Raw genomic sequence first — 7,414 nt, forward strand, 5'->3', positions numbered from 1 at the left:
TTTTAAATTTTCCTGTCAGTCCTAATTTTAGCAGCCGATAGAATAGAAACGGAAAGTTATTGTTAGGCGCTCGTTATTATCGTTATTATTGATAAGTTACAAGTATGCCTCTAATGCCGTCTTTGAAAATCACTTATCGTTTTGTAATGAGGTTGTAGAGAAATATAAAGATTTTTAAATGTATGATAGAGGGTTTGATAAATTTTATGATTTTCTTCGCTTGGTAAATAAGATGTTTCCATTGGAATAAACTCTTTTATATCTGTCAAAGATTTTTCTTCCCCTACTCCGACGAGTCCCGTCCATGCAGCACCCCAGGCAGAACTTTGATGACTTTTAGGGACGTGAACTTCTTGTCCGAACACATCTGTTAAAATTTGCAGCCAAAGGGGAGAGCGTGCAAACCCGCCGCTTGCGAAGATATTTTTAGCAGGACCCGCAAGTCTTTCAAGTGCCTCACTTACTGTTAGTAAACTAAAAATGACACCTTCCATTCCTGCACGAATAAGGTGTTCCTTTTTATGAGCTAATGTTAATCCGATAAAGCTCCCTCTAGCGTTTGCGTCCCAATACGGGGCACGCTCTCCATTTAAATAAGGTAAGAACAGTAATCCGTTAGCCCCAGGGTTGACTGTCTTAGCAAGTTGAACAAGTTGTTCATAAGCACTCTTCCCATCTTTTTGCGCTAGGTAAACTTGATGCTCACCAACAATCTCCTTTAACCACTGGAGGACAATCCCTCCATTATTTGTAGGCCCGCCCATGATCCAAGAGTCTCTCGTGAAACCATAACAGAAAATCTCCTGCAACTCATCAGTTTGAGGTTTGCTAGCCATTTGCCGGATCGCTCCGCTTGTGCCAACTGTAATGGCAACATCCCCTGAATTAATTGCCCCTATCCCGAGGTTAGCAAGAGGTCCATCACTTGCACCAATGACAAACTTAGTATCCAACCTTAATCCAGTTTCCTCTACGACTTTACTTGATAGCCCTTCTAACACATGAGTTGGAGAAACCGGTGTGGAAAGCTGATCTTTTTGAATACCAGTCATCGCTAAGGCTTGTTCGTCCCATTCGAATGTATGTACATTAAACATTCCTGTTGCAGACGCAATGGAATAGTCGACAATATATTGATTAAACCATTTCTTAATTAAGTACTCTTTTATTGAAATAAACTTGCTCGCCTTATGGTAAGGGGCATAATTCGTTTCTTTCATCCAGATCAATTTCATCAATGGTGACATTGGATGGATCGGTGTTCCTGTTTTCATATAGATATCCAGTCCACTTGTTGACTTGATTGCTTCTGCTTGTTGAACACTTCTTCCATCCGCCCATGTAATGGAAGGTGAAAGGGCGTTTCCATGTTCGTCCATACAAATGAGAGAATGCATCGCTGAAGAAATTCCTACAACGAGAATATGATCAGTGGAAGTTACTCCTGCTTCTACTATGGTTTTCAGCGCTTTCTTTGCAGCTGTTTCTATTTCATCAGGATCTTGTTCCACCCATGATGGTTGAGGGTGATAGACATTATAGGTAACTTCACTTTCTGCTTTTACTGTCCCTTCTTCTTTCGTAAAAAGAACAGCTTTTGCACTTGTTGTGCCAATATCTAGTCCAATAACATAATTCACGATACGTCCGTCCTTTCAGTTAAAAAAAGCTGAGCCCAATAAAAGACAAGTACTTCTCTCCCTTAATATTAGCGATTTCAATCATTGTATCCGTAATAAAAGGAAATATCTTATTTCTAAATTTCTTTAGTAGAAATGTATAATATTCCTTTCCTAAATCAAAATAAGATAAGTGAATTTGAGAATTTATTAGCCTCTGAGCTAAAAAGCAAATGGTTAGTATTAATACTGGATGAAATGTAATGTTCATCATAATGAAAAAAACAGGAGGTATTACGGGTGAGTTACTTCAAAAAAATTATCACAACGATTTTTATTTTCACTCTGTTTTTTGTTGTTGTTGCTTGTGGTACAGCGCCAGCTGAGCCAGATGCAGGAGAAGGGACCGCAGGTGAAGCTGCACCTGGTGTACAACGTACGATCCGTGCTGGTATTGGATTAAATGATCAGCATCCTCAATATCTTGGTTTACTAAAGTTTAAAGAGTTAGTTGAGGAAAGAACCGATGGATCGATAGTCGTTGAAACGTATCACAGTGGTCAATTAGGGGATGACCGGTCGATGATGGAAGCGCTGCAACTTGGTACTCAAGAAGTGACTGTTCCATCTACTGCACCAATTGCAGGGTTTGTTCAAGAGTTTACTGTATTTGACTTCCCATTTTTATTTCCTAGTAATGAAGTGGCCGATGAAGTTTTAGATGGTGAAGTAGGTCAAATGATGTTGGATAAGTTAGATGATCAAAATTTAGTCGGACTAGCTTATTGGGAAAATGGTTTCCGTGATTTAACGAATGCACGTCGAGCAGTAGCATCAATGGAAGATATGAAAGGGTTATCGATTCGCACGATGGAAAATGAACTACACCTTGAAGCGTTTCGTGCATTAGGTGCAAACCCTACACCAATGGCATTCACTGAATTATTTACTGCATTGCAACAAGGTGCTGTAGATGGACAAGAAAACCCAGTAGCAACTGTTTATTTACAAGGGTTTCATGAAGTTCAAGACCACATTTCTAACACGCACCACATTTACAGCCCGTTTGTTTTCCTAATGTCAAAGACATTCTATGACTCACTGACAGAGGAAGAACAAGAAATTGTGAGAGAGGCAGCTAGGGAAGCTGGCCAACATCAACGTCAATTAAACCGTGAAGCGAATGAACAGTACTTAGGTGATCTACAAGAAGCTGGTATGACTTTTACTGAAATTGATGAAGAAGCGCGCCAAGAAATGGTTGATACTGTTCAGCCTATTTTAGATAAATACGCTGAACGCATTGGTAAAGATATCGTTGATCAAGTATACGAAGCAATACGTGAAGCCCAAGAAGATTAGTACATTTGAAATAAAGGGACTTGACTATAAAGGTTTCAAGTCCCTTTACTCTAATCATTTCAACGAAGAAACATAAAAGTATATATCTTAACAACGTGATACTGTTTTTACATAGAATGATGATTTCAATACAAGGTATATAGTTTTGAGGCTCTTCAAATAGAAATAACTATAAATTGTAACGTAAAAAGTGAGGGGTGCTTAGTGTTTGTAGTAAGGTGGCTAAATGAGCATATTGAGGAAGTGTTCCTCGTTATTTTCTCTATGATTATGGTTGTGGTCATTGCAATGCAAGTTTTTATGAGATATGTCATGGAAGCTTCCCTTGCCTGGTCTGAAGAATTGGCACGTTATAGCTTTATTTGGTTAGTCTATCTTGGAATTAGCTATGGGGTAAAAAAACAACGTCACATCAAAGTCGATGTCATGCTCTTATTATTAAAGGACAAAGGTAAAATTATTTTAAATATCATTGCAAACTTATTATTCTTAGGTTTTGCGATTTTCGTCGTTTATTATGGGTACGATATTGCTTCTAGGTTGTTAGCCTGGGGGCAACGGTCTCCAGCCCTTCAGCTACCAATGGGGTTAGTTTATATGGCGACACCAATTGGTATGGGTCTAACAATTATACGATTAATACAACAACTGATAAAACAAGTGAAATCGTTACTAGGTAAAGAAGTATTTGATGTGAAGACAGAACAAGAGCGTCTACTTGATATGCCAGATATTGAAGAAGATATTGAAAGAGGAAAGAATAAATTATAAAGGGGTATTGATATGGCAGCAGGTGTACTATTTGGAAGCTTTGCCCTTTTTCTACTATTAAGCGTCCCTATTGGGATTGCACTAGGTTTAGCGACATTAGTAACAATTGTATATACCGGTTCTTTACCTGTTGAATTTCTTGCACAAGGTCTCGTGACTTCCGTTGATTCGTTTCCTTTAATGGCCGTTCCTTTTTTCATTTTAGCGGGTGAAATTATGGGGAAAGGTGGAGTTTCCGATCGCCTTTTCCGAGTGGCGAATACCATTGTGGGTAACAAAACAGGCGGGTTTGCAATTGCAACCATTATTACGTGTATGTTTTTTGCGGCTATCTCTGGGTCGGGACCGGCGACGGTTGCAGCAATTGGCGGAATAATGATACCGGCAATGGTTCGACAGGGTTATGATAAACGATTTTCAACCGCAGTTGTCGCTGCAGCTGGTTCATTAGGTGTTATTATCCCGCCAAGTATCCCAATGGTTATTTATGGTGTTGTCGGTGGTGTTTCCATTGGTAGTTTATTTATTGCAGGGATTATTCCTGGTCTCCTCGTAGGTTTCGCGCTAATGGCCTATGCCTACTATTATTCGAGAAAGAAAGGCTATCGTGGAACAGAAGATAAATTTTCATTCGTGACTTTTTTAAAGGCGAGTTGGGAAGCAAAGTGGGCATTACTCGTTCCGATTATTATTCTTGGTGGTATTTATGGCGGTATTTTTACACCGACTGAGGCTGCAGTAATCGCAGTTGTATATGGTTTAATTGCAGGAATGATACTGTATCGTGAACTAAAAATTAAAGATATGCCGAAAGTTTTTATTGATGCTGCACTTACAACAGCTACAATTTTGATTATTGTCGGAACGGCAACAGCATTTGGCCGGCTATTAACGGTACAACAAATTCCGAATCAAGTGGCTCAAGCGATGTTGAATTTTTCGGAAAATCCGATCGTTATCATCTTATTGATTACAATTTTGTTATTAATTGTTGGATGTTTTATGGATACATTGGCAGCTATTATTATTTTAACGCCTATCCTTCTTCCAATAGCAATTAATATTGGCTACGATCCGATCCACTTTGGGATTCTAATGATTGTTAATTTAGCTATTGGTTTTATCACACCACCATTAGGTGTAAACCTTTTTGTTGGTTCAGGGATATCAGGTTTATCAATTGAGGCCATTTCTCGAGCGATTATTCCGTTTTTCTTAGTGATGCTTTTTGCCCTTTTCATCATTATTTTCATTCCACAACTGTCATTAATGTTACTGAATTTATAGTAAGAGGATTGGGGTGCACGAAAATGAGCGAAATTAATTTTAAAGAAATTACGATTAACCTCAGTGAGGATCGAACAATAATTGAATTAAGTAAAATAATTCAACCATTTCAATCTGAAATTTACTTGCGGAAATTGTTACGCGGGAATCCGATTGAAGTCAATTTAAAAAGCTTTTTAGGTTTAATTACGATGAACTTACAAAACGGTGATTTAATTACAGTTAAAGCTGTAGGTAAAGACAGTGAAGAAGCTGTACAAGCCGTAGTCGGTTATTTGACACAAGTATAAAATGCAGTGCATAGAGGCGGATGAAGGAAGCGATCTCTTTTTTTAAGGTTCTTTTCTAAAGAGAATGTTGCTTTTAGCTATTGGACCGTAACCAGCGAAAGCTTGGTTCTTCACGCTTTAGCGTGAAGCTTTTGAATATAAATCAGCCAGATGGATAAATGAATTTATCCATTAGGGCTGATTTATATTCAAAAAACGGTCCAATAGCAACAAAGTTTACGAAAACAGCCTTTTTTAAAGTAGGAGTAGCCATTAAGTACTGGTAACCATTGTTTTGATTGGGGGGGGGAGAAAGGTGACTATATTTTTTGAAGTAGTTTTACCTGTTCTGCTAGTCTTTCTCATTGGATTTCTAGTACAAAAGTGGCGAAAAATAAAGATCGCAGCTGTTTCTGAAGTTGCTATTTATATTATGACACCTTGTTTAGTCTTTCGAACGTTTTATACAGCAGAGCTAGATTTACAGTATTTTTATATGGTAATCTTTTCTGTTTTACTTTTATTTTCTTTAATTCTTATTAATAAAGTGTATTCATTTTTAATGAAATACCCTCAGTCAACAGAAGGAGGACTGATCCTTTCTACTGCCTTTATGAATTCTGGTAATTACGGGGCTCCAATTATTTTGTTTGCTTATGGTGAAGCAGGGTTTGATTATTCAGTTACTTTTTTAGTACTACAAGCCATCGTTATGAATTTCTTTGGGGTTTATTATGCAGCAAGAGGAAATGAAGGGATAAAAATTGCAATGAAGGCTGTTTTTTTAATGCCGGCAACTTATGCGGTGATTATTGCCCTACTAGCTAAAGCATTGAATGTGCCGGTTCCTAATAACTTGATGGCAACCGTTCATATTATAGCTGAAGCAACTGTTCCTACCGTAATGATTATCTTAGGAATGCAACTTGCCTTGATTGAGTTAGGTAATTTTGAATGGGGAAAAATAACATATGGTACTGTCGTCCGGTTAATACTGTCCCCGTTAATTGCTTATGCGATCACATTGATTTTACCTATTGACCCTCTCCTAACAAAGGTTCTTATCGTTTCAGCAGCTATGCCATCTGCAGCGACGATCGTAATGTATGCGGTTCAATTTGATTCTGAGCCTAAGCTTGTTTCTAGTATAACTCTAGTGACGACTTTATTTAGTATTTTGACCATTACGTTGTTATTAGGCTTATTACAGTAGTCTTTTGCAAGGGAGTTTATTGAGGAATGGTTACACTTACAATTGAGACTAAGTTGTTTTTTTAGTGTCTGGATTTTAACAGACTTTTTAAATGAAAACATGTTTGGAGGAACAATAATGGATATCTATTTTTCACCTGAATTAAGTAAAGAAGATGCACAAGTATTGAATATTGTTGATCGTGATGAAAAAGCAGTGGGGTATTTAGCTTATATTATTGATGAAAAGAAGATATATGTGTATGGACAGTTAGAAAATGAAGGTGTTTATGAAGACTTCAGGGATTTAGTTAAGCCATATCTTAAAGGTTTGCAAAAAATAAAGGAAGATGCAGAAGTATATTCCTATCTATCTGTCGGGGGAAAGAAAGTAGAACTTGAAGATGAAAATAAGAAATAAACACAGAAGGTACTCTAGGTTAATATCCTGTCTAAGCATAAGAAAATAGCTGTAAGGTAAATTGTGTTTATTCTATTTTTTACATTCTATTATTGTGTCTATGTCCAAATTCTTTCTATAATAAACGAGAGTTTTGATGTTAATAAAATTTATTACTGAAAAGGTATTGCTATTAATTAATAAATTTGTTATATTAATATTTGTCGCTTCAACAAAACAACTAATTCAAGGGATAAAACAGATTACCCAAAAAAGTTGTTGATCAAATGTTGATAGCATGGTATAATATAATTCTTGTCGCTAACCACGACGAAAAAGTTCTTTGAAAACTGAACAAAAAGCCAAGCGAAATAAATGAGATACATGGTATCTCGTCAATGTTTTAAAACGTCACAGTGATGAATGAACTTCGATTAAGAACGCAACGTCCTGTTGCAACATCGAAGCCACCACATCCTGTGGAAGTGAGCTATATCAAACACTTTTATGGAGAG

At 37.2% G+C, this 7,414-nt stretch carries 7 protein-coding genes; 6 read left to right on the forward strand and 1 reads right to left on the reverse strand.

What is annotated here, in order from left to right; genetic code table 11:
- Positions 1-110 precede the first annotated feature (110 nt).
- Positions 111-1,640 carry a gluconokinase gene (locus ACNSTQ_RS21500; protein ID WP_418201804.1) on the reverse strand — a complete coding sequence of 510 codons (1,530 nt, stop codon included), beginning with the start codon at positions 1,638-1,640 and terminating at the stop codon, positions 111-113.
- A 279-nt stretch (positions 1,641-1,919) separates the two neighbouring features.
- Between ACNSTQ_RS21500 and ACNSTQ_RS21505 the strand changes: the two genes are divergently transcribed.
- The 6 genes from ACNSTQ_RS21505 (at position 1,920) to ACNSTQ_RS21530 (ending at position 6,920) form a co-directional block, all read left to right on the forward strand.
- Positions 1,920-2,981, forward strand: coding sequence for a TRAP transporter substrate-binding protein (locus ACNSTQ_RS21505; RefSeq protein ID WP_418201805.1), 1,062 nt, complete (start codon positions 1,920-1,922; stop codon positions 2,979-2,981).
- Between the two features lie 204 nt (positions 2,982-3,185).
- Positions 3,186-3,752 (forward strand): TRAP transporter small permease, encoded by a 567-nt coding sequence (locus ACNSTQ_RS21510; RefSeq protein ID WP_418201806.1) that lies wholly within the window; start codon positions 3,186-3,188, stop codon positions 3,750-3,752.
- Between the two features lie 12 nt (positions 3,753-3,764).
- A complete protein-coding gene (locus ACNSTQ_RS21515; protein WP_418201807.1) occupies positions 3,765-5,039 on the forward strand; it encodes a TRAP transporter large permease in 1,275 nt (424 codons plus the stop codon).
- Between the two features lie 23 nt (positions 5,040-5,062).
- Positions 5,063-5,329: an HPr family phosphocarrier protein gene (locus ACNSTQ_RS21520; protein ID WP_418201808.1), complete on the forward strand. Its 267-nt coding sequence runs from the start codon at positions 5,063-5,065 to the stop codon at positions 5,327-5,329.
- Positions 5,330-5,624: 295 nt separating this feature from the next.
- Positions 5,625-6,521: an AEC family transporter gene (locus ACNSTQ_RS21525; protein ID WP_418201809.1), complete on the forward strand. Its 897-nt coding sequence runs from the start codon at positions 5,625-5,627 to the stop codon at positions 6,519-6,521.
- 117 nt (positions 6,522-6,638) lie between these two features.
- A complete protein-coding gene (locus ACNSTQ_RS21530) occupies positions 6,639-6,920 on the forward strand; it encodes a hypothetical protein (protein ID WP_418201810.1) in 282 nt (93 codons plus the stop codon).
- Positions 6,921-7,414: the final 494 nt, after the last annotated feature.

The organism is Alkalihalobacterium sp. APHAB7, from assembly GCF_048323755.1.
Lineage (GTDB): Bacteria > Bacillota > Bacilli > Bacillales > Bacillaceae_F > Alkalihalobacterium.